This is a genomic window from Sporomusa sp. 246TCP1 (assembly GCF_057319775.1).
In genome coordinates, this window is the sequence record NZ_CM170492.1 from 1358578 (window position 1) to 1380448 (window position 21871).

The window sequence follows — 21871 nt, forward strand, 5'->3', positions numbered from 1 at the left end:
GCATAAGGCTATGTATACCTTTCCGCTAGAGACTGATGAAGTTATTAAGAAGAAATGTCTCGCCAGTTATGCTAGTAATAGAGAAGTTTTAACTGGAGCACTTTACCTGACAGATCAGCGTTTGGTATTTGTCGGCTATGTCCTTAACATTACCAACAAATATATGGATGAGATACCGCTGGCTCATATTAAAGAAGTACTGCCGGAAAAGACTTTTTTTGTTATCCCCAATGTGCTTAAGGTAGTTACTATCAAAGATAAAGTACTTAAATTTATTGTAGAAGGCCGTAATGAATGGCTTAAGGCCATTCAAAGACAGATTGACATAGTTGACTAACTATATAAATCATCTCACTCTCTTCATTGTCATTGTATGCAAATAAGCTGTGAAACATATACTATATGAGAAGGGAGTGATGGTGGTGAATTTGCTTTCCATCGGCCTGAATGGAACGACCGGGAATATCAAGGAAAAGTTGGAACAGGATTGTAACATACTGACTCATGAAGGCTTCCGGGTAGTTATCGAAGAACTGGATCGAGGCAATTACAAGTTCTTGGGCATAAATATTATTGATGGCGAATTATCTTTTCGCAATTATGAAAGGATAAAAGCAGTTTTAAAAAACAGTGTATCTCAAATACTTGCAGATTGGATTATTACCAATGAAGAACAGCGGCTTATAAATAAAATTGTTGCCAACAACTATTTTTATTTTAATCATGACGAACGCGCTACAGTGGAATCAAATGCTTTGAGAGTGCTTGCCGGCAGTTCGGCCCGTTATAAGCTAATACTAACCCGAATTTTAGATTATCTTGAGAATCACCATGAACTAGTACTTGATGGCTTTTTGAATTTCCGGCTAAAAGATTACCGCTTGCAGCTATCACAGATTATTGATAATGTTGTTGATGACTTTATGATGGAACTGGAATATAAGGAGTTTATTCGGCTGTTACGTTATTTTGTCGATGTTCAGGAGCCACGCGAAGAGGAAGCTCATGTAGTTATCAAGGATAATGTTTTTACCCTTTTTGATTCACATGGCAAAGTAATTGCTAATCAATATATGGACGATAAGGTATTGCCAAATAGAACCGGCGATAGTTTTGACAGCCTTAACTATGAAGATATGTTAATAAGTACTTTAATAACTATTGCACCACGGAATATTATGATACATAGTACTAATCGACTCAGAGACAAAGACCTTTTAGACACAATAAAAAGTGTATTTGATGACCGGGTAGTAGTCTGCAAGGGTTGCGAACTGTGTTCAACTGATTATGCCGGCAAGTCAAATCATACTGAGTCATAAACTTGACATTCTTACTAGATTTGTATATAATCTTTGGTAATTAAACATTGTTATCAACAGTAATGCCGAGGACAAGATACTATCGTGAAAGGCGTTTCAGAGAAAAGATGCCGCAGGCTGTAAGCATCTTTGCGCAAACCAATAGTATTACCACCTTGAAACTGCTTCGCTGAACAACAAGTAAGCCTAGCCGGGGATACCCCCCGTTATCAAAGTCTGAGATGGCTATTAGCCAAACAGGGTGGAACCACGGGTATAAACTCTCGTCCCTATAGGGAATGAGAGTTTTTTTATTTGGGTTAAGGAGGCTACCAAAACATGAGTAAAATTAAGATGATATTAAAGGACGGAGCCGTACGTGAGGTTGAACAGGGAATAACCTTGGCTGAAGCCGCAAAATCCATTAGTCGCAACTTGGAAAAAGCAGCATTGGTTGCTAAGGTAAATGGTCAAGTGACTGATCTAACTGCCAAATTGGAAAATGACGCTAATGTTGAATTCTTAACATTTGACGATGAGGATGGCAAAGCTGCTTTGCGCCATACCTCTTCACATATTCTAGCTCAAGCCGTTAAACGTCTGTACGGTGATGTAAAATTGGGCATTGGCCCATCAATTGCCAATGGTTTTTACTATGACTTTGATACTGCTCATACGTTTACCCCTGAAGATTTAGTAAAAATCCAGGCTGAGATGGAGAAAATAGTAAAAGAAAATTTGCCGCTTGAGCGCAGGACAGTTAGTCGCGAAGAAGCCCTTCAGCTGTTCGCAGCACAAGATGAGGTATATAAACAGGAGCTTATTCACGATTTACCGGAAGATGTGGCGATCTCTCTCTATAAGCAAGGCGAATTTGTTGACCTATGTGCAGGACCTCATGTTCCAGCTACTGGCCGGGTTAAGGCTATTCAGTTGCAGAGTATTGCCGGTGCTTACTGGCGTGGGGACGAAAAACGCAAGATGCTGCAACGTATCTATGGAACTTCCTTTGAAAAGAAAGCTGATTTAGATGCCTATATCACTATGATGGAAGAGGCGGCCAAACGTGACCACCGCAAACTAGGCCGCGAGCTTGATTTGTTCAGTATTCAGGAAGAAGGTCCGGGATTTCCTTTTTTCCATCCGAAAGGGATGGTTGTTCGTAACGAACTTGAGGCTTTCTGGCGTAAGTTGCACCTAAAATTTGGTTATCAGGAAATTAAAACCCCCATTATCCTTCACCAAAAACTCTGGCAACAATCCGGTCACTGGGACCATTACCGTGAAAATATGTATTTCACTAAGATCGACGAAGAAGGCTATGCAGTTAAGCCGATGAATTGCCCCGGGGGGATTTTGGTATATCGTACGCAGCACCACAGCTACCGGGACCTGCCGCTACGGACCTGTGAGTTAGGACTTGTTCACCGTCATGAACTTTCAGGAGCACTGCATGGACTGATGCGGGTACGCAGCTTCACCCAGGATGATGCTCACATTTTTATGTTGCCATCACAAATTAAGGCTGAAATCAAGAAGGTTATTGAGCTTTTCAATACAGTATACAGCGTTTTTGGATTATCCTATCATGCCGAACTAAGTACTAAGCCGGAAAAAGCCATGGGTTCTGATGAAATATGGGAAACGGCGACAACAGCTCTTAAAGAAGCACTAGAAGAACTGGAAATGCCTTTTAAAATTAATCCGGGAGATGGTGCTTTCTACGGTCCTAAAATTGACTTCCACCTTCAAGATTCCATCGGTCGTACCTGGCAATGTGGTACCATTCAATTGGATATGCTGATGCCGGAAAAATTTGACCTGAATTATATCGGGGAAGATGGACTTAAACATCGTCCGGTAATGATTCACCGGGTAGCTTATGGTAGTTTAGAACGCTTTATCGGTATTTTAATTGAACATTATGCCGGAGCATTTCCAATATGGTTAGCACCTGTACAGGTTAAGATATTACCAATAAGTGAACGTCATGCTGAGTATGCCAGAGAACTTGCACAAAGTATGTTTGACCAGGATATTCGCGTCGAAGTAGATGATCGCAACGAAAAGATCGGCTACAAAATTCGCGAAGGTCAAATGCAAAAATTACCTTACATGCTTGTGGTGGGTGACAAAGAAGCGGAAACCCGGACTGTGGCTGTTCGTAAACGGGGGCAAGGGGATGTTGGCGCAATGCCTGTTGATGATTTCATTACAATGGCAATTGCTGAAATTGCTGCCAAAAGCTAATGTACTGTCGAAAATAGCTTGACTTACCTGAAATTAGATGTTATTATAATCAAGTGATTTAAATATTGCATTAAGCAGAAGCCATCCACTTCTCACCTTACAGCGCAGTACACTGTTGTTGGTAAGGTTATAGTAAGCAAAACGATTTAGTTATGCTATTGTGCGGGTGGTCTATGCCACCCGTTTTTTATTTTAATTGAAACAAAGTATATCAGGAGGTGAGCGGCAATTAGCAAAGAGACTTTAAAGATTAACGAAGAGATTCGGGCAAAGGATGTTCGCGTAACCAGCAGCACAAATGAGCCATTAGGGATTATGTCGCTAAGAGACGCGTTGCGTATAGCGGGGGAGCAAAATCTTGATTTAGTAGAAGTAGCACCAACTGCTAAACCGCCGGTATGCCGGATCATGGATTTTGGTAAATTCCGGTATGAGCAACAAAAACGCGATAAAGAAGTCAAGAAAAAGCAAAAGGTAGTTTCCATTAAAGAAGTTAAATTGCGTCCCAATATTGAAGATCATGACTTTAATGTGAAGCTAAAAAATGCCCAGCGCTTTTTAGAAGATGGCGACAAAGTCAAAGTAACAATCATGTTCAGAGGAAGGGAACTTTCTCATCCTGAACTGGGCAGACAAGTGCTGGTGCGAATGGCTACCTTACTTAAGGAAATGGCTAATATCGAACGTGATGCCAAGCTCGAAGGTAAAAATATGATTATGATTGTAGCTCCTAAGCCCAATACTACACAATCTAGCACCTAAATAGAAAGGGGATATCTTACTATGCCAAAAATGAAAACACGCCGAAGCGCTGCTAAACGTTTCAGAGTAACCGGTAGCGGTGAATTTAAACGTTCCAAAGCTTTCAAAAGTCACATTCTTGAGAAAAAATCTCCGTCCCGTAAACGCAATTTGCGTAAAGCAACTTTGGTTAGCAAATCTGACCATGATCGCGTAGTGAAAATGATTCCTTACGCTTAAAACTATAAACAATTTATAAGTACATCAGGAGGTATCTGTCATGCCAAGAGTTAAAAAAGGCGTTACTGCACATAGACGTCATAAAAAAATACTTAAATTAGCCAAAGGATATCGTGGTTCCAAGAGCAAGCTGTTCAAAAAAGCTAACGAAACCGTGATGAAAGCACTGTACTATGCACGTGCTGACCGCCGCACCAAAAAAGGCGATTTCCGTAAACTATGGATTACCCGGATTAATGCTGCCGCCCGTATTAGTGGTATTTCTTACAGTCAGCTTATTAACGGACTTAAAAAAGCTGGTGTAGAAGTTAACCGTAAAATGTTGGCCGACATGGCAGTTAACGATATGCCCGCATTTGGCAAGTTAGTAAGCGCTGCTAAAGATCAACTGAAATAACAAAAACTCCCGAAGAATTTTCGGGAGTTTTTTTATGTATAATATTTATAAATATTGGTATTACTAGTAAACAAATCCAGTTAGCAGACGCTGACTTGAAAAATTTGATTTTTGAGATAATTGGCAGGTTTTTTTTGGCTCATGGCGAATAAACATTATATAACAAACAATTAATTGGCAATTTAAAATTTGTTTAATAAAACAAAAGGAGGAGTTCACCTTGGCCCTAGTAGCAATGAAAGAATTACTCCAGGATGCAAGAAAAAGAAAGTATGCAGTTGGTGGTTTTAATGTATTTAACTTTGAGACGTTAGGCGCTGTTATTGAGGTGGCAGAAGAACTAAAGACTCCCCTGGTGCTTGGCATTCCTGAGCGGTTATTTAAATTTGTCGATGTTGATACCCTGAGTGCTGCTATGAGTAGAGCTGCCCAAAAGGCTTCTGTGCCTGTAGCTCTCCATCTTGACCATGGACATACTTATGAAGGGGTGATGAAAGCCATTCGCTGGGGATTTACGTCTGTTATGTTTGACGGTTCAGCATTGTCTTTCGAGGAAAACTTAAAACGCACTAAGGAAATTACTCGCATAGCCCATTCTCTCGGTATATCAGTCGAGGGTGAATTGGGCTATGTTGGTTGTTATGGTAATATAAAAGATATAAATGAGGAAAATCTTGTTAAACCGGAGATGGCCCATGCTTTTGTAGAGAAAACCAAAGTGGATGCATTAGCCGTAGCAGTGGGGACAAATCATGGGGTTTATCGCGGCAGTCCCAAACTAAATTTCTCGCGGCTCTCCGAACTTAATAGTACGGTTAATGTACCACTTGTAATGCATGGTGGCTCAAAACTTACTAAAGATGATTACTATAGCTCAATTCAGTCTGGCATAACAAAAATCAATATTGCTACAGATATGTCGCTGGCTGCCGCCGAAACAGTAAAAGCTGAATTGGCTAAAAATCAGTCTGCCAATTATATTTACTTAATGTCAATGGTTAAAAATGGCGTTAAAGATTCAGTCCGTAAATATATGTTATCCTTCGACTGCATCTCAAAAGCAATATAGCTGACAACAATAGACGCCTATAACCCCCCGGCGCATAGCGCGAGCGGGGGGTTGTTTAGTTTTCTGAATTTGAGTATAATCGTTACGTATTACTAGATTTAGGGGTGGAGCATTTTGGGGGTAAAATTTGTTAACCTACTCGATATCACGCAATGGAAGCTTACCCCGTACCAGATATTGGTATTGGGGTTTGCCGGGCTGATATTGAGCGGGACGCTCTTGCTAATGCTGCCAGTTGCGGCGGTGGCAGGGACAGGCTTAAGCTTTATAGATGCCTTATTTACGGCGACATCGGCGGTTTGTGTGACCGGGCTGGTAGTGGTCGATACCGGTACATACTTTTCGCTATTTGGCCAACTTGTGATAATAAGTTTAATTCAAGCCGGTGGTCTGGGTATAATGGCCATGTCTACGCTAATGGCAATACTTATTGGCAAAAAAATTAATTTGCGGCAACGTCTGGTTATGCAAGAGGCGTTGAATCAGTTTACGATTGCTGGAGTTGTACGATTAACCCAATATATCATTAAAGTGACGTTGCTGATCGAATTTATTGGTGGTACCCTCCTTGCAATCCGCTGGTATCAGGACTTCGGTTTGAAAGGTATCTATTTTGGTTACTGGCATGCGATTTCCTCCTTTTGCAATGCGGGGTTTGACTTGTTGGGAAGTGTAACCGGCCAGTTTTCCAGCGCAACTGGCTATGTTGATGATATTGCAATTAATGTAGTACTTTCGCTGCTAATAATTTTAGGTGGTATTGGTTTTACTGTTATTGCTGATGTGTGGACAAACCGCCGGTTTGATAGGTTATCGCTTCATTCTAAGGTGGTTTTACTAACGACCGTAGTGCTGATTGTCTTTGGTGCGATTGTGATTTTTTTACTCGAATATAATAACCTTACTACATTAGGTAGTTTATCCTGGCAGGAGAAAGTTTTGGCCAGCTACTTCCAGTCAGTGACAGCACGTACTGCTGGCTTTAATACCGTAGATTTAAGTAAATTTACTGATGCGACCTTATTTTTTATGGTACTACTCATGTTTATTGGTGCATCTCCGACTTCTACCGGCGGTGGTATTAAGACTTCGACAACCGGTGTTTTGGCAGCAGCCACCTGGGCCTTAATTAGAGGCCGCCAGGATGCGGAATTGTTTGAACGGCGTATTCCTCAATCCATTATTTATAAGGCATTCTCTGTAATGCTGCTCTCAGCTGTTTTGGTTATTTTTGTGACCATGATGTTGAGTGTTACGGAAAATCAGCCTTTCATTAATTTACTATTTGAGACTACGTCGGCGTTTGCTACGGTTGGTCTAACAACAGGGATTACACCGACGTTGACAGTATCAGGTAAAATCTGGATCATCATAACTATGTTTGCCGGGAGGGTTGGGCCAGTTACCTTAGTGTTAGCATTGGCTTTAAAAAGCCGTAAGGGAAATTTACAGTATCCGGAAGGAAAATTACTCATTGGTTAAAGGGAGAAATTGAATGAAAAATAATAAAAATAAGCAATTTGCGGTAATTGGCTTAGGACGCTTTGGTACCAGTGTTGCCACCACATTATTTAAGCTTGGCTATGATGTATTGGCAATTGATGTGAATGAAGAGCAAGTCCAGAAAATTAGCGAAACTGTGACCCATGTTGTTCAGGCAGACACCACTGATGAAAATTCGTTAAAAGCATTGGGTATTCGCAATTATGATGTTGTCATTGTAGCTGTTGGGTCAGACATTCAGGCTAATGTTTTAACGACATTACTTTTAAAAGAGCTTGGCATAAAATACATTGTTGCCAAAGCCATTAATGAACTTCATGGTAAAATGTTAGCCAAAATCGGTGCAGACCGTGTTGTCTATCCTGAGCGTGATATGGGGCTGAGAGTTGCCCATAGCTTAGTATCAACTAACGTGTTAGAGTATATTGAATTGTCGCCAGATTTGAGTGTTGCCGAAATTACCGCGCCGAAAATATTGGTAGGCCACAGTTTGGCAGAGACCAATCTGCGGGTAAAATATGAACTAAATGTTGTCGCGATAAAAAGGAATGAAGTACTACTTGTACCACCCCCTTCGGACGAGAAAATTAGGGCAGGGGACATACTAATTTTAGTAGGGCAAACTAAAGGTATTCAAAAGCTGGAGGAATTAGAGTGAGCGAGTATATTTCCAGCGCTACTAACAAGCTGATTAAGGAAATAGCCTCGCTTCGTCAACGAAAATACCGGGATAGGCTGGGCATGTTTCTGGCAGAGGGGGTGCGTCTGGTCGAAGAATGTGCTAACGCTTCCTGGCCTGTAGAGATATGCATTTATACCGAAGAAGCCGCTGCGCGTGAACGGGCAGCGGCTGTCGTTGAACGATTAGGGGCTGCAACTTGCCGAATGGTCGTAGTATCGGAAGATATTTATAATAAGATTTCAGATACTGAGCAGCCACAAGGAATTATGGTGGTTGTAAAAAAACGTCAGTTTTCTATTGAACAGCTGCTTCTTAGACAAGATAAGCTGCCCTTGCTTGTTGTTTTGGATGGTGTTCAAGACCCGGGCAATGCAGGAACTATTATTCGTACTGCAGATGCTGCCGGCTGCAGCGGGGTTATTATGCTGAAGGGGTCTGCTGATATCTATGCCGGCAAGACTGTACGGGCAACAATGGGTTCTTTATTTCACCTGCCGGTAATGGAAGGCCTGTCTTCTGCTGAATTAATACAAAGCCTCAAGCAGGCTGACATAAAGCTGCTGGCAACCTGTTTACAGCAATCAGACGTTTATTTCCAAGCTGATTTTAACCGTCCCGCAGCTATTATTTTAGGTAACGAAGGTCAGGGTATTAGTCCGGAGCTTATCAGCGCCGCTGATGCCTGCCTCAATATACCACTTGTTGGTCATGCCGAGTCGCTTAATGTTGCCGTAGCTGCCGGTGTAATATTGTATGAGGCAGTAAGGCAGCGGACAACCTTGTAATTTCTAAACTGCTATGATATAATACGTTTAGCAATGACGGAAATTGCCATTAGGGCAGAGAGGGCGTGGTCTTACGATGATGACCGCCGAATTCTTCTGGAGATTGTTTGAAGCTACAGGTTCCATTGCTGCGTATTTATGGTATAAACGGCTAAGGTTACAATAATTTTATAATAAACTTTATGCAGTGCGATGAGGAAGAGAGTATGTTAGCCACGTTTTCTACAGGGAGGATGCTGCCAGGGATTGAGAGCGGCACTGAAACAGTTAACAGAAGTTCACTTCTGAGTACCTGGACTGAAGAGATATTCTTGTGTAGGTCTGGCGTTTTTTCCGCGTTACAGGAAATAGAGTATAATTAGGGTGGTACCGCGAAATCAAGACTTTCGCCCCTTGGGGCTGGGAGTCTTTTTATTTTTATTCTTATATTCTTTAGGAGGCATGTATGGAACAAGAACTTAATTCATTAAGGGACACAGCGCTTAATGAGTTGTCCGCAATCGACAATAAAGAAGCGCTTAATGATCTAAAAATTAAGTATTTAGGTAAAAAAGGTCTACTAACTGGTATGCTGCGTGGGCTTGGGGCATTAACCCCTGAAGAACGACCACGGATAGGCCAAGTGGTCAACGAAATCAGAAATGAGATTGAAGACATTATTGCTAGTAAGCTGGGTGCCATGAAGCAGGCTGAACTCTCCCGCAAATTGGCTTCAGAAACTATTGACGTAACCTTGCCAGGCCGTTCCACTGAGATTGGTCATTTGCATCCTCTGACACTGACTTTAAACCGGATTAAAGACACCTTTATGCGAATGGGTTTTGAAATTGCTGAGGGTCCGGAAGTGGAAAAAGACTACTATAACTTTGAAGCATTAAATCTGCCGCAAGATCACCCTGCCCGTGACATGCAAGACTCTTTTTATATCACTAAAGAGTTCTTGCTTAGAACGCATACTTCACCTGTACAGGTCCGGACATTGCAGTCGGCAGAACCTAACCAACCAATTCGAATTATTGCTCCCGGAAAAGTATACAGGCGGGATTATGATGCTACCCATTCACCAATGTTCCAACAGGTGGAAGGCCTGGTAGTTGATAAAAATATTAGTTTTGCCGATTTAAAAGGCACACTTGAGTTATTCTTAAAAGAAACGTTTGGCAACAGGGTTAATGTACGGTTTCGTCCTAGTTTTTTCCCGTTTACTGAGCCAAGCGCCGAAGTGGATATTTCCTGTGTAATGTGCGATGGCAAAGGGTGTCGTGTATGTTCAGGCACAGGCTGGTTGGAGATTTTGGGTTCCGGCATGGTCCATCCGCGTGTACTTGAAATGAGCAGTTTTGATCCGGATAAAGTCAGCGGCTTTGCTTTCGGTATGGGAGTAGAACGGATTGCGATGCTAACTTACGGTATTGATGACCTCAGATTGTTTTTTGACAATGATATGCGGTTTTTGCGCCAATTCTAAGCTATATATTCCACATTGAAAAAGTTTTCAGGCACAGGCGGGTGGTGTACTCGCCTGCAAAAATTTAACACGTTGTATATAGTGAAAGGGGAAGGTTATGAGAGCGTCAATTAAATGGCTTAACGATTATGTTGAAATAAATGAGTCACCTGAAAAACTGGCAGATATGCTGACAATGGCCGGTATTCCGGTAGAAGCGGTGGAAAAGTTAGGGCAAAATATCTCTGGTGTAGTCACAGGTAAGGTACTTGGGATTACCCCACATCCTAATGCGGATAAATTGTCGGTATGTAAAATTGACATTGGCACCGATCTGCTGACAATTGTTACTGGGGCAACCAATGTCCGCCAGGGACATATTGTGCCGGTAGCTACCGTTGGTGCCGAGCTGCCTAACGGAATGAGTATTCAGCCAACAAAGCTGAGGGGATTGCTGTCAAGTGGTATGCTATGCTCGACAGAAGAGCTTGCCATTGATAGCAAACTGGTTGCGCCTGAGGCGAGAAATGGTATTTTTATATTGCCTGCTGATACAGCCGTGGGAATTGATATTCGCGTGGCACTGGGACTTGATGATGTTGTGCTTGCCTTTGAGCTTACTGCCAACAGGGCAGACTGTTTTAGCATGCTTGGTATTGCCCGGGAGATTGCTGTACTAACAGGTGCTACCCTGAAAAAACCGATGCTTAATTTAAAAGAAACCTGCCCAGAGAAAGCGGCCTCGCTGGCAAATATTCAGATTGTTGACTCTGAGCTTTGCTCAAGATTTGCTGCAAGAATTATAAAAAACATAAAAGTTGGACCATCACCTGTCTGGATGCAACAGCGTATTCAGGCGGCCGGTATGCGGCCCATTAACAACATTGTTGATGTTACCAACTTTGTGATGCTGGAATTTGGTCAGCCCATGCACGCCTATGACTATAACCTGCTTGCCCGTCACAGTCTGGTTGTTCGCAAACCTAACCCTGGCGAAAAGTTGACTACGCTTGACGGCATTAAACGGGAGCTTGAGCCAGATATGCTGGTTATTGCTGATGCCGTTCAGGCTGTTGGTATTGCCGGCGTCATGGGGGGACTTGCCACAGAAGTTACCGCCAGCACACAAAATGTATTACTGGAGGCCGCCGCATTTAAGGGCTCAAGTATTCGCCGGACTTCGCGTGCCCTGGGACTTCGTTCAGAGGCCTCCGGCCGGTTTGAGCGCGGGGTAGACACTGTGAATATTATTAGAGCGCTTGACAGAGCCGCCAGTCTGCTTGAAAGTATGGGGGCTGGTGAAGTTTGCTCCGGTATTATTGATGTATACCCTGATATACAGCTGCCAAAACAAGTACAATTTACCCCAAAACAAATAAATAATTATTTAGGGACCGATATACCGGCAGAAACTATGACCGCGATATTAAAACGCCTTGAATTTGATGTAGAAGCAGGTTCAGAGATAATTACTGTGACAGTACCTACCTGGCGGGGCGATGTAACCTTGCCGGCCGATATTTGCGAGGAAATTGCCAGAATATATGGTTATGACAAAGTTCCTTCAACTACACCTGAAGGCACCATGGCGCAAGGCAAACAAAGCAATACCCTAAGCACTATTGATAAAATTAAGAATTTGCTGACAAGCAGTGGCTTTTCAGAGATCCTTTCTTTGAGTTTTTTCCATCCGGATTCATTGGATAAACTCAATATTGAATCTGAAAGTACGCTGCGCCATGCTATTGAGGTTTTAAACCCGATTACCGACGATTTTCCTCATTTACGTACTACCTTGCTGGGGGGAATAATGGATACTATTGTCCGTAATCTTTCCCGCAAAAATGAGGACTTAAAGATATTTGAAATTGGCGCAGTATTTTTGCCGGAAGAATTACCACTCCAGGATTTACCCCAGGAACCAGTTATGTTGTGTGGTGCCATGATCGGCAAGCGCCATACCCTTGCCTGGAATCAGTCAAGAGATATGGTGGATTTTTATGATGCCAAAGGAACCGTTGAGGCCATTTTAGCAGGACTGGGAATTAGTGATTATAGCGTGGAGGCAGGAAAAAATTCATCATTGCATCCTGGCAAAACAGCAGTAGTAAAAAAAGACGGCGAGTTATTAGGCAGTTTTGGCGAAGTACATCCGCAGGTACTTGATGCTTATGGAATTAGCAAGAAAATTTACGTATTTGAGTTAACTGTAGGAGCATTAGTTAAGTATGCGACCATTAATCCCAGTTATCAATCGCTGCCTAAGTTTCCGGCAATTACCCGTGACTTGGCTGTTCTCTTGCCTGAAGCTATTGCGGCCTCTACTGTGACTGAGGCTATCAGGGCAAATGCCGGTACACTACTTACTCAGGTTCAATTATTTGATGTGTATACTGGGCAGCAAGTAGAAAAAGGATTACGCAGCTTGGCCTTTTCACTGACTTTCCAGGCTAGTGACCGTACGTTGACTGATATTGAAATTGACGAACACTACAAAAATATAGTTGTCTATTTAGAAAAAACGTTTGCAGCCAAACTTCGTGACTAACGCAATTTACTCACTATATAAGCGGTTTATTCCGCTTTTTCTTTTTTTATGCAGGAATTAGTTTTTGGTTGGGAGAAGTATACTCTTTAAAAATATATCGTTTTAGGTGGACTATGTCAGATAAAAAAAACAAGGTAACTGTTCAGATATATGGCGAAAGCTATGCTCTAAAAGGCAATATTGAACCAGAACGTATTATGCGTTTGGCTGCTATGCTGGATGAGCGCATGAATAAGACAGCTAAAGCTAATCTCAGGTTATCGCCAACCAAAATAGCTGTATTGACAGCATTAAATATCGCCGATGATTTCTTGCGATTAGAGCAAGATTACCTGGAGCTTATTGAACTGATAAAAGAAGACAAATAGCACTTTGTCGTTATTTCGGTATAACACGTTTCTGTCAGGTTAATAATACAGACAGAAAAGGAGTGGTACCGTGTTTGACAGCACCTCAATAAGTCAGGTTTTATTTCGCCTGCTATTACTATGTACAGTCGCTTTACTTGTTGTCAGATTGATGGGTAACCGTACGGTCGGTCAACTATCGCCATTTGACTTTGTTATTATGGTCGGTATTGGGGATATTATTGTCGCAGGCACTATGGATCAAAATCCTACACTACAGTCAGGCATTGAGAGTTTATTAATATTACTTGCACTGCAGCAGTTGATCGGGTATTTGGCATTGAAGAATAAAACTTTGCGCAAATGGTTTGAAGGTACACCTGTGACCTTAGTGCAAAGAGGTCGCCTTATTAAAGAAAATTTTTCTAAAACCCATTTTAACTATGATGACTTACGCCAGGAACTTCATAAAAAAGGCCTTGATATGTCTGACTTGAATATGATTGAAACGGCTCGCCTGGAAAGCTGCGGTGAGTTTACTATGGTTCGTACACCTGAAAATGAACCATTGACTAAGAATGAGTTTGAAAATTATATCAAGAGCATCTACGATAACCCGCTAAGTCTGGCTGGTGAAAAATGGACAAAATTTGAACAATTTATGGATGATGTTCAATTGCTGGCTACCCATTTACGTGAACAACAAGGATTAAATACGACTGCCGGGCAACCAATTGTTGATAAAGCAAAAGAGTTCCATTAACGAGAGGAAGGGATGCCCCTTCTTCTTTCTTTACTCTATATATGATTGTAAGGACGGTTTAACAAATGCGGGTAGTGATGATATTTATTGACGGTATAGGCTTAGGCAGCTGTAACCCTGAGACTAATCCATTTATCCGGTTCGAATTACCTACGATCAACAGGTTGTTTGGTTGCCCTTTAAATGAGAATATTGGCCCCACTGGGAAGCCAGAGAGTTACATTGTGCCGATTGATGCCACACTTGGGGTAGACGGCCTGCCGCAAAGCGCTACCGGTCAGGCTGCTATTCTTACCGGTTTAAATACTTCCCGGATGATGGGACGTCATATTCAGGCTTTTCCCGGCCCTGAGTTATCAAAGATTATTGTAGAGAATAATCTAATGAAACAACTGTGTACATGTAATCTGACGGTAACTTCAGCTAATATGTATTCGCCAGATTACTTTGAACTTGTGGCCAAACGTAAACGCCGTCATTCTGCGATTACCTTAGCGGCATTAAGCACAGGTATGTCACTGCGGTCAGTAGCGGAAATGCATAAGGGGCAAGCCGTATACCAGGATATTACCAATGCAATGCTGCCAGGCTTCGGCATAGAAAATATTCCGCAAGTGGCGCCAAGTGAGGCTGCTATTAATTTGGTTAATATTTCCAGGAAATATTCTTTTACAATCTTTGAATATTTCCAGACAGATCGTGCCGGACATAAGCAAGATTGGCAATATGCCCAGAAGATTATCAATACAATCGATGAATTTATTGGAACAGTTTATCAGCAATTGCCTAGTGATACATTGCTGCTGGTAACAAGTGACCATGGTAATTTTGAAGATATGAGTGTTAAGACCCATACGGTAAATAAAGTTCCGCTTATTGCGTTTGGACCAAAAGCACAACAAACAATCAGCGGTATTACTGATTTAACGGGTATTGCGCCTGCAATAATAGAGGTTTTGGGAAAGGATGAATCATGTGATTGAATTACTCGCACCCGTCGGCAGTAAAGAGGCTTTGGTTGCAGCAGTGGAAAGTGGTGCAGATGCCGTTTATCTTGGAGGAAGAATGTTTGGTGCCAGACAGTACGCCCCCAATTTTACGGATGAAGAATTGGCAGAGGCCGTACGGTTTGCTCATTTACGCGGAGTATCGGTATTCGTTACTGTGAATACTCTTGTTGATGATAAGGAACTCCCTGTTTTAGTTGATTATTTGCGGCATTTATATGTGATCGGTGTAGATGCCATTATTGTGCAAGATCTGGCAGTTGCCGCAATCGCTAACAAGATAGTGCCTAACTTACCGCTTCATGCCAGTACTCAGATGACGGCTCACAATTTAGCAGGAGTTACCTTTTTAGCTGATATGGGCTTTAAACGCGTAGTGTTGGCACGTGAATTACCGCTTACAGATATTGAATATATATGTAAAAACTCCCCAGTAGAAATAGAGACATTTATTCATGGCGCACTATGTATTTCCTATTCAGGTCAATGTCTAATGAGCAGTATAATTGGTGGCCGCAGCGGTAATCGTGGGCGCTGTGCCCAACCGTGTCGTCTGCCATATACGCTTGTTGATGCTGCTGGTAATGATCTATTAAAGGAAGCAGATGCCGGCGAATATTTGCTTAGTCCCAAAGATTTTAACACAATAGCAGCACTTCCTGAACTGATTCAAGCTGGTGTAACATCTTTAAAAATTGAGGGACGGATGAAACGTCCGGAATATGTTGCCGTTGTTGTTGATGCTTACCGGCGGGCAATTGACAATTACCAGCTAAACGGTGATGAATATACTATTAGTGAGCAAGATCAAAAGGATTTAGCGCAGATCTTCAACCGTGATTTTACAACCGCACACCTTTATGGCAAAAACGGACGGTCGATGATGAGCGACAGACGCCCAAATAACCGTGGTGTCCGGGTTGGACGGGTACTTTCTTATCAGCATAGCGGTAAAATAGCGGTTATAAAATTGGATGAACCACTTGCCATCGGAGATATTATTGAATTTTGGGTTAAGGTAGGCGGCAGGGTGAATGTCACAGTTCACACTATGACTGTTGACGGTAATCCGGTTACTGAGGCGCAGGCTCATACTGCAGTAGCCATTTCAGTAAGTTCACCGGTTCGGGTGAATGACCGGGTATTTAAGGTTTTTGATGCTAAGCTGATGGAGCGAGCCAGAGCTTACTTTACCAGAGCTGAGGCCGTACGCCGGATACCTGTCGATATTACCGTAACTGTTGGTGAAGGTAAGCCGCTGACAATTAGCATAACAGACAGCGAGGGTTTCACTGGTCAGGCCCAAACTACTTTTATTGCCGAAAAGGCACTAAAAAGACCACTTACACCAGATTCTGTAGCAAAACAAATTGAACGGTTAGGGACTACCATTTTTGCACTTGCTACATTGGACTGCCAGATTGAGGGCCAAGTAATGGTGCCTGTCAGTGAGATTAATGATGCCAGACGCCGGGCAATCGAAAAAGTGGAAGCTGCCAGGCTGGCTAAGTTTGCACGAGCACCACTTATTAAAGATAAATCTATTGGCGAGTTATGGCCGCAAGTACGAACAATACCAAGCAAAAACCAACCTTCGCTGGTGGTAAATGTTGACAGCATAGATAAAGTCAAAGCAGCCGTAGATAATGGCGCCGATATTGTTATGTTTGGCGGCGAATGTTTTGGGAACCGTTCATTATCTGGCGAAGATTATCGCCAGGCAGCAGCTTATGCCAGGCAGCATGGCCGTAAGATTATTTTTAATACACCGCGTTTAGTGCAGCAAGGTCAACTGGCTGCACTAAAAGAGAATATCTTGCTGTTTAATGAGCTGAAGCCTGAGGCAATCAGTGTCGGCAATATTGGTACCATCCAGCTGCTTCAGGAACTTTCTTCAGTACCCTTGCATGGTGATTATCCTTTAAATATCTATAATAGCATCGCCGCTAATTATTTAACAAAATTAGGGTTAACCAGTCTGACTCTGTCACCAGAGCTTACCTTTGCCCAAGTCGAGGAGTTAGCTGAGAAAAAACTGGCTCAGCTGGAATGTTTAGTACATGGCCATTTGACACTGATGATTTCCGAATATTGTATGCCTGGCAGTTTTTTAGGCGGCCCGGATAGTAAGCAGTGTAATCATGCCTGTCAGCGTAGTCAGTATTGGTTAAAGGATAGAAAAGAGGAAGTATTCCCGATAGTTACTGACCAATTTTGCCGGATGCATATTTTAAATGCCAAGGAATTATCCATGCTGCCACATATCCCCAGATTTTTGCGGGCCGGTCTTAACCGGCTCAGGTTTGAGGCTAAATATAGTCCGGTTAACGAAGTTGCCAGAATTACTGGATTGTATCGCGCATTAATTGACCTCGGAGAAAATCATCCGTTACTTGTGGAAGATGAAATTTCCAGTGCCGAACATGAAAATATTACCCGGGGACATTATTTCCGGGGGGTACTATAGTTTGTTAGAGGAGAATTTATATGGAAGCAGCCGTATTGTCAACATTAGAATATAACAAAATCCGGAATATGCTTGCCGAGCGTGCCGGTTCCATTATGGGGCGGGAACTTGCCCAGGAACTGGTACCAATCAAGGATGGGGTACAAGTACAAGATCGTCTTGCCGAAACAGCCGAAGCCCGCGAGATTATGAACAATGTCCCCACTGTACCGTTAGGGGGAATTCGCGATGTGCGGGCCACAATAAAAAGAGCTGAACTTGGTGCTATCTTAGAACCGCATGAACTCTTAGCTGTAGGCAGTGTGCTCTATGCCGCCAGACGGATAAAAGGTTTCTTTACCGATCTGCCTGTTGAAACACCCCTTTTGAGTTTGCAGGCCAGTCAAATCATCGTCTTGCGAAACATCGAAACCATAATTGAGGCTACCGTTACTGAACAAGGTTTAATTCGTGACGATGCCAGCAGTGAACTTTTAAAGCTAAGGCGGGAAGTAAAACAAGCCCAAAGCCGGGTAAAAGAAAAATTGGATAGTATTTTGCGCTCCGGTGAGTATCAAAAGTATTTTCAGGATGCGTTAGTCACCATGCGTGGTGACAGGTATGTTATTCCAATTAAGCATGAATTTCGCAATAATTTTCCAGGTATTGTCCATGATCAATCAGCCAGTGGGGCTACTTTATTTATTGAACCAATTGCTATCGTTAACTTAAATAATGATATAAAACAACTTCTAGCTGCTGAAAAGAATGAAATTGAACGAATTTTAACAGTAGTAACCGGGCAAATAGCAAAAGTTGCCGGGAGCCTCGAAGATAATCTGGCAATTTTAGCTCACCTGGACTTTGTTTTTGCTAAAGCTAAGCTGAGTATTGATATGCGAGCAATTCAGCCAATTATCAATCGGCAAGGCTATGTTAATCTTATCCAGGCCCGGCATCCATTGATAGCTGTAGAGCACGTGGTACCAATTGACGTACAGCTTGGCCGCCATTTTACTACTTTACTTATTACCGGCCCTAACACTGGTGGTAAAACAGTAACACTTAAGACAGTAGGTTTGTTTGCGCTTATGACGCAAGCTGGGTTGTTTATTCCTGCTGCACCTGATTCTGAAATGCCGATTATCGGCAATATTTTTGCCGACATTGGCGATGAACAGAGCATTGAACAGAGTTTGAGCACATTTTCCGGCCATATGACCAATTTGGTTGGAATACTACAGCAGATAAGCGCTGGTGATTTGGTACTGATTGATGAAATTGGCGCTGGAACTGACCCGAGTGAGGGCGCGGCCCTGGCTATGTCAATTTTGGAATATATCCATAGAATTGGTGCCAAAACCATTGCAACTACCCATTATAGTGAGTTAAAAACATTTGCTTATACCAGACAGGGAATAGAAAATGCCAGTGTCGAGTTTGATATCCAAACCCTGCGGCCGACCTATCGGCTCTTGATCGGTATCCCTGGCAGCAGTAATGCCTTTGCCATCAGTCAACGGCTGGGGTTATCAGACACAATTATCGCCCGCGCTAAAGAGTTAATTCATAAAGAGCATACCGAGTTTGAAACTGTTCTCCATGCGCTGGAAGAACAGAAGAAGTCCTATAGCGTAAGATTGGATGAACTAACTCGTTTGGAGCAGGAAATGGGAAAAGTAAAAGCAAAAATCACTGCGGGAGAACAGGCTATTGCTGAAAAAAAGAATACCGTATTAGCTAAAGCCCAGGAAGAAGCTGCTGCCGTTATTCGCCAGGCCAGGCGCAATGCGGAAGAAATAATTGGCGAACTAAAAGCACAGTTTTCTGAGCACAGTGGCCGGGAAAGACAGCATGCTATTGAAAATGCTCGTCGGCAGCTAAGGGCAAGCACTGCGGAAATTAACGAATTTGATATTGATGGTCAGGAAAATTCAACTGAATTGTCGGCAGACGAAATTAAACCAGGAATGAATGTTTATGTTACGACAGTAAAACAAAAAGGCCAAGTGCTAACCGTAAATGACTCAACAGTAACTGTACAGCTGGGAATTTTGAAAATGACAGTAGCTGCTGCTGCTTGCCAAATACTGTCTGAATCAGGTAAACCCAAAGAACAATCAGCTACCAAACATGTTACCTTAACTATAAGAGATTCTACAGCAAGACAAATTGATATTCGGGGCATGACAATTGAGGAAGCAGAAATTGTACTGGATAAATATATTGATGATGCAATCCTATCAGGATTAAATGAGGTACTTATTATTCACGGAAAAGGGACAGGTGTTTTGCGCAAAGGGGTAAAGACATATCTGGAAAATCATTCGCATATTAAAGGAATACGCATTGCCGATCTCAATGAAGGTGGCACAGGCGCTACTGTAGTTAGATTGGCTTAGGATAGGTAAACAAAAACAAGGGTTCCTTTGGAGCCCTTGTTTTTGTTTAAAAATTATTTTTCCAGTTTAAATATCGCCCATAGTTTTTTTCTTCCGTTTCTTCACTTGGCTGGGGAGGAGGCTGTTTGTTAAGTGGCGGTTGCTGTACAGCGTTTGTTGGTGGAGGAGGTTCTGATTCTGTTGGCTGCTTTGAAGCTTTCGTGTGAGGCTCGCCTTTAGTCTCAGGTTCCCCTTTTTCATGTGGCGGACTGCTGCCACCCAGGCCACCGAGATTGTTTATTAATCCCATCACAGTTCCGATAGTGCTGGGATTAAGCTTCGATTTAAGCTGGGGGTTATTTAATAACGGCAGTAAAGACATCAAGGTATCAGGAGAAAAACCACCGCCATCACCGCCTTTGGTTAAATCACCCAGCAGTTTATGTAACGGATTACTAGTTGTTGCCGGCTTGATCTGCTGTGGCTCTCTGATAGCTTGAGTACGGGTCATTATCGAAAATAGACATAACAGTGATATTATAGTTATGATACTGTCCAGTCCTGTACCAGTGGTAATACTAGTGTCCAACATTCTGGTTATTGAACTCAGTAGTGACGAAGACCCGGTATTATCGGTGTCATTCGACATAAAACCTCCTCCTTAAAAAACGCCAGGGATTTTAGGTAGATTTAAATCAGTGGCAAGTTTGCCCATTGCAGCTTGATTTAAATCACGGGATTTTGCCAAGGCGTTATTTATCGTAGCAAGTAATAAATCTTGTAGCAGAGCGGCGTTATCAGCAGTTAAATATTTGCTGTTTAATTGAATAGCGATAAGTTCTTGCTGTCCATTAACGGTTATTTTAATAACATCGCCACTAGACACTTCAATTTTTTCTTGTTTAAGTTGCTCCTGCGCGATATCAACATTCTGTTGAACCTTTTTTACCATTTCCATAATATTACCAAATTGTTCAAACACTGTTATGCACCTCCTATATTTCTTATCTAATTTATTCAATTACCCAAAATTTGTGAGTGTCCAAACAAACATTGAGAGAGCAAATCTAGATGTATTTCATATATTGGAGTAGAAAAATGTTATTTGAAAGGTGATGAACATATGCGTGTGCGGAAATATCACCGAAACACCGAAAAAACTTTGATAGAAAAACCAGTTCACGATGTAAAGCAAGAAACGGGCTTTGAGAAACCTATAGTCGAAAAAACACCTACAGTTCTGTCTACAAAAGACTCACAGAAACTGAACTCGCGAGGGCCTGCCGCATTATTTAGAAAAATAATGAAAAACCCCAATCTAAATGTTCAGCTAATGATAATTGTTTTAACTTTGGCCTCAGATAATTTTCCCATGGACAGAGGTATTACTTCCATGTCATCGACTGTCGATAAAATTCGCAATATGACCGACGTCATAAACAATACCATGCAATCAGTTAAAGTGGCTACCGATGCGCCTAAACAAATTAGAAGGTTATTTGAAACAAGGGAACCTTAGTGATAAAATCTCAATTTAGACCAGTAACACTTTGCCAGTAAAATGTATATATTGGAGTAGAAGGGCGGGCCGTACTTCGCCTTTATTAATGATAGGTAAGGAGGTAGTTTGAATGTCTCGTTGTGGATTTGGCGGTCATGGATTTGGTGGTATTTGGATTATCATCATTATTCTGCTGCTATTCTTCTTTGAAGGTGATGACACTACTCTATAATTTTTTTACTTACATCTAGGGACACGCTACAAGGCGTGTTTCCAGTTTAATGAGGTATTACGATCCATTATTGTTGGCTCCCAGGGAGAGTGACCTCAAAAAAGCAAAGTTCATATATTGTATTAAAGAGAAGGATCTTTTTAACTATGATGGGAAGGAGGAAATAACAATGGCACGAGGATTTGGCGGTTGTGGTGGATTTGGAAGTAGTTGGATAATTATTATCATTAT

Annotated in this window: 20 protein-coding genes and 1 other annotated feature; of the genes, 18 read left to right on the top strand and 2 right to left on the bottom strand. The window is 42.1% G+C overall.

Going from position 1 to position 21871, the window contains the following annotated elements; all coding sequences use genetic code 11:
- Window positions 1–10 precede the first annotated feature (10 nt).
- The 17 genes from AC1ECB_RS06765 (at window position 11) to AC1ECB_RS06845 (ending at window position 19928) form a co-directional block, all read left to right on the top strand.
- A complete protein-coding gene (locus tag AC1ECB_RS06765) occupies window positions 11–337 on the top strand; it encodes a GRAM domain-containing protein (protein WP_485668002.1) in 327 nt (108 codons plus the stop codon).
- A gap of 85 nt (window positions 338–422) precedes the next feature.
- Window positions 423–1322 carry a sporulation protein YtxC gene (gene ytxC, locus AC1ECB_RS06770; RefSeq protein WP_485668003.1) on the top strand — a complete coding sequence of 300 codons (900 nt, stop codon included), beginning with the start codon at window positions 423–425 and terminating at the stop codon, window positions 1320–1322.
- Window positions 1323–1640: 318 nt separating this feature from the next.
- A complete protein-coding gene (thrS, locus tag AC1ECB_RS06775; protein WP_485668004.1) occupies window positions 1641–3551 on the top strand; it encodes a threonine--tRNA ligase in 1911 nt (636 codons plus the stop codon).
- 66 nt (window positions 3552–3617) lie between these two features.
- Window positions 3618–3749 (top strand) — a sequence feature (ribosomal protein L20 leader region).
- A gap of 30 nt (window positions 3750–3779) precedes the next feature.
- Window positions 3780–4313: a translation initiation factor IF-3 gene (gene infC, locus AC1ECB_RS06780; protein ID WP_072137560.1), complete on the top strand. Its 534-nt coding sequence runs from the start codon at window positions 3780–3782 to the stop codon at window positions 4311–4313.
- 21 nt (window positions 4314–4334) lie between these two features.
- Window positions 4335–4532 carry a 50S ribosomal protein L35 gene (rpmI, locus tag AC1ECB_RS06785; protein WP_021169975.1) on the top strand — a complete coding sequence of 66 codons (198 nt, stop codon included), beginning with the start codon at window positions 4335–4337 and terminating at the stop codon, window positions 4530–4532.
- Window positions 4533–4572: 40 nt separating this feature from the next.
- The gene (rplT, locus tag AC1ECB_RS06790) at window positions 4573–4929 is read left to right on the top strand and encodes a 50S ribosomal protein L20 (RefSeq protein WP_021169976.1); all 357 of its coding nucleotides are present in this window, start codon (window positions 4573–4575) and stop codon (window positions 4927–4929) included.
- Window positions 4930–5149: 220 nt separating this feature from the next.
- On the top strand, window positions 5150–5998 hold the full coding sequence (locus AC1ECB_RS06795) for a class II fructose-bisphosphate aldolase (RefSeq protein WP_485668005.1): 849 nt from the start codon (window positions 5150–5152) through the stop codon (window positions 5996–5998).
- Window positions 5999–6112: 114 nt separating this feature from the next.
- Window positions 6113–7480, top strand: coding sequence for a TrkH family potassium uptake protein (locus tag AC1ECB_RS06800; protein WP_485668006.1), 1368 nt, complete (start codon window positions 6113–6115; stop codon window positions 7478–7480).
- A gap of 13 nt (window positions 7481–7493) precedes the next feature.
- Window positions 7494–8159 (top strand): potassium channel family protein, encoded by a 666-nt coding sequence (locus AC1ECB_RS06805; protein ID WP_485668007.1) that lies wholly within the window; start codon window positions 7494–7496, stop codon window positions 8157–8159.
- Window positions 8156–8968 carry a TrmH family RNA methyltransferase gene (locus tag AC1ECB_RS06810; protein ID WP_485668008.1) on the top strand — a complete coding sequence of 271 codons (813 nt, stop codon included), beginning with the start codon at window positions 8156–8158 and terminating at the stop codon, window positions 8966–8968. The genes AC1ECB_RS06805 and AC1ECB_RS06810 overlap by 4 nt, the downstream gene beginning before the upstream one ends.
- Window positions 8969–9413: 445 nt before the next feature.
- Window positions 9414–10436: a phenylalanine--tRNA ligase subunit alpha gene (gene pheS / locus AC1ECB_RS06815; RefSeq protein WP_485668009.1), complete on the top strand. Its 1023-nt coding sequence runs from the start codon at window positions 9414–9416 to the stop codon at window positions 10434–10436.
- A gap of 97 nt (window positions 10437–10533) precedes the next feature.
- Window positions 10534–12963, top strand: coding sequence for a phenylalanine--tRNA ligase subunit beta (pheT, locus tag AC1ECB_RS06820; RefSeq protein WP_485668010.1), 2430 nt, complete (start codon window positions 10534–10536; stop codon window positions 12961–12963).
- A 113-nt stretch (window positions 12964–13076) separates the two neighbouring features.
- Entirely contained in the window at window positions 13077–13331 is a 255-nt protein-coding gene (locus AC1ECB_RS06825) for a cell division protein ZapA (protein ID WP_485668011.1), read from the top strand.
- A 70-nt stretch (window positions 13332–13401) separates the two neighbouring features.
- Window positions 13402–14073, top strand: a complete 672-nt coding sequence (locus tag AC1ECB_RS06830) for a DUF421 domain-containing protein (protein ID WP_485668012.1) — start codon at window positions 13402–13404, stop codon at window positions 14071–14073.
- A gap of 65 nt (window positions 14074–14138) precedes the next feature.
- A complete protein-coding gene (locus AC1ECB_RS06835; RefSeq protein ID WP_485668013.1) occupies window positions 14139–15056 on the top strand; it encodes an alkaline phosphatase family protein in 918 nt (305 codons plus the stop codon).
- Complete coding sequence (locus tag AC1ECB_RS06840) at window positions 15049–17547, top strand: U32 family peptidase (RefSeq protein ID WP_485668014.1); 2499 nt, start codon at window positions 15049–15051, stop codon at window positions 17545–17547. The genes AC1ECB_RS06835 and AC1ECB_RS06840 overlap by 8 nt, the downstream gene beginning before the upstream one ends.
- 20 nt (window positions 17548–17567) lie before the next feature.
- On the top strand, window positions 17568–19928 hold the full coding sequence (locus AC1ECB_RS06845) for an endonuclease MutS2 (RefSeq protein ID WP_485668015.1): 2361 nt from the start codon (window positions 17568–17570) through the stop codon (window positions 19926–19928).
- Window positions 19929–19974: 46 nt separating this feature from the next.
- Here the strand turns inward: AC1ECB_RS06845 and AC1ECB_RS06850 are convergent, their stop codons facing one another.
- Together AC1ECB_RS06850 and AC1ECB_RS06855 are read right to left on the bottom strand one after the other, a co-directional pair.
- Window positions 19975–20556, bottom strand: coding sequence for a hypothetical protein (locus AC1ECB_RS06850; protein ID WP_485668016.1), 582 nt, complete (start codon window positions 20554–20556; stop codon window positions 19975–19977).
- A gap of 12 nt (window positions 20557–20568) precedes the next feature.
- Window positions 20569–20889: a YbaB/EbfC family nucleoid-associated protein gene (locus tag AC1ECB_RS06855; RefSeq protein WP_021169990.1), complete on the bottom strand. Its 321-nt coding sequence runs from the start codon at window positions 20887–20889 to the stop codon at window positions 20569–20571.
- 123 nt (window positions 20890–21012) lie between these two features.
- Between AC1ECB_RS06855 and AC1ECB_RS06860 the strand changes: the two genes are divergently transcribed.
- Window positions 21013–21426 carry a hypothetical protein gene (locus AC1ECB_RS06860; RefSeq protein WP_485668017.1) on the top strand — a complete coding sequence of 138 codons (414 nt, stop codon included), beginning with the start codon at window positions 21013–21015 and terminating at the stop codon, window positions 21424–21426.
- Window positions 21427–21871: the final 445 nt, after the last annotated feature.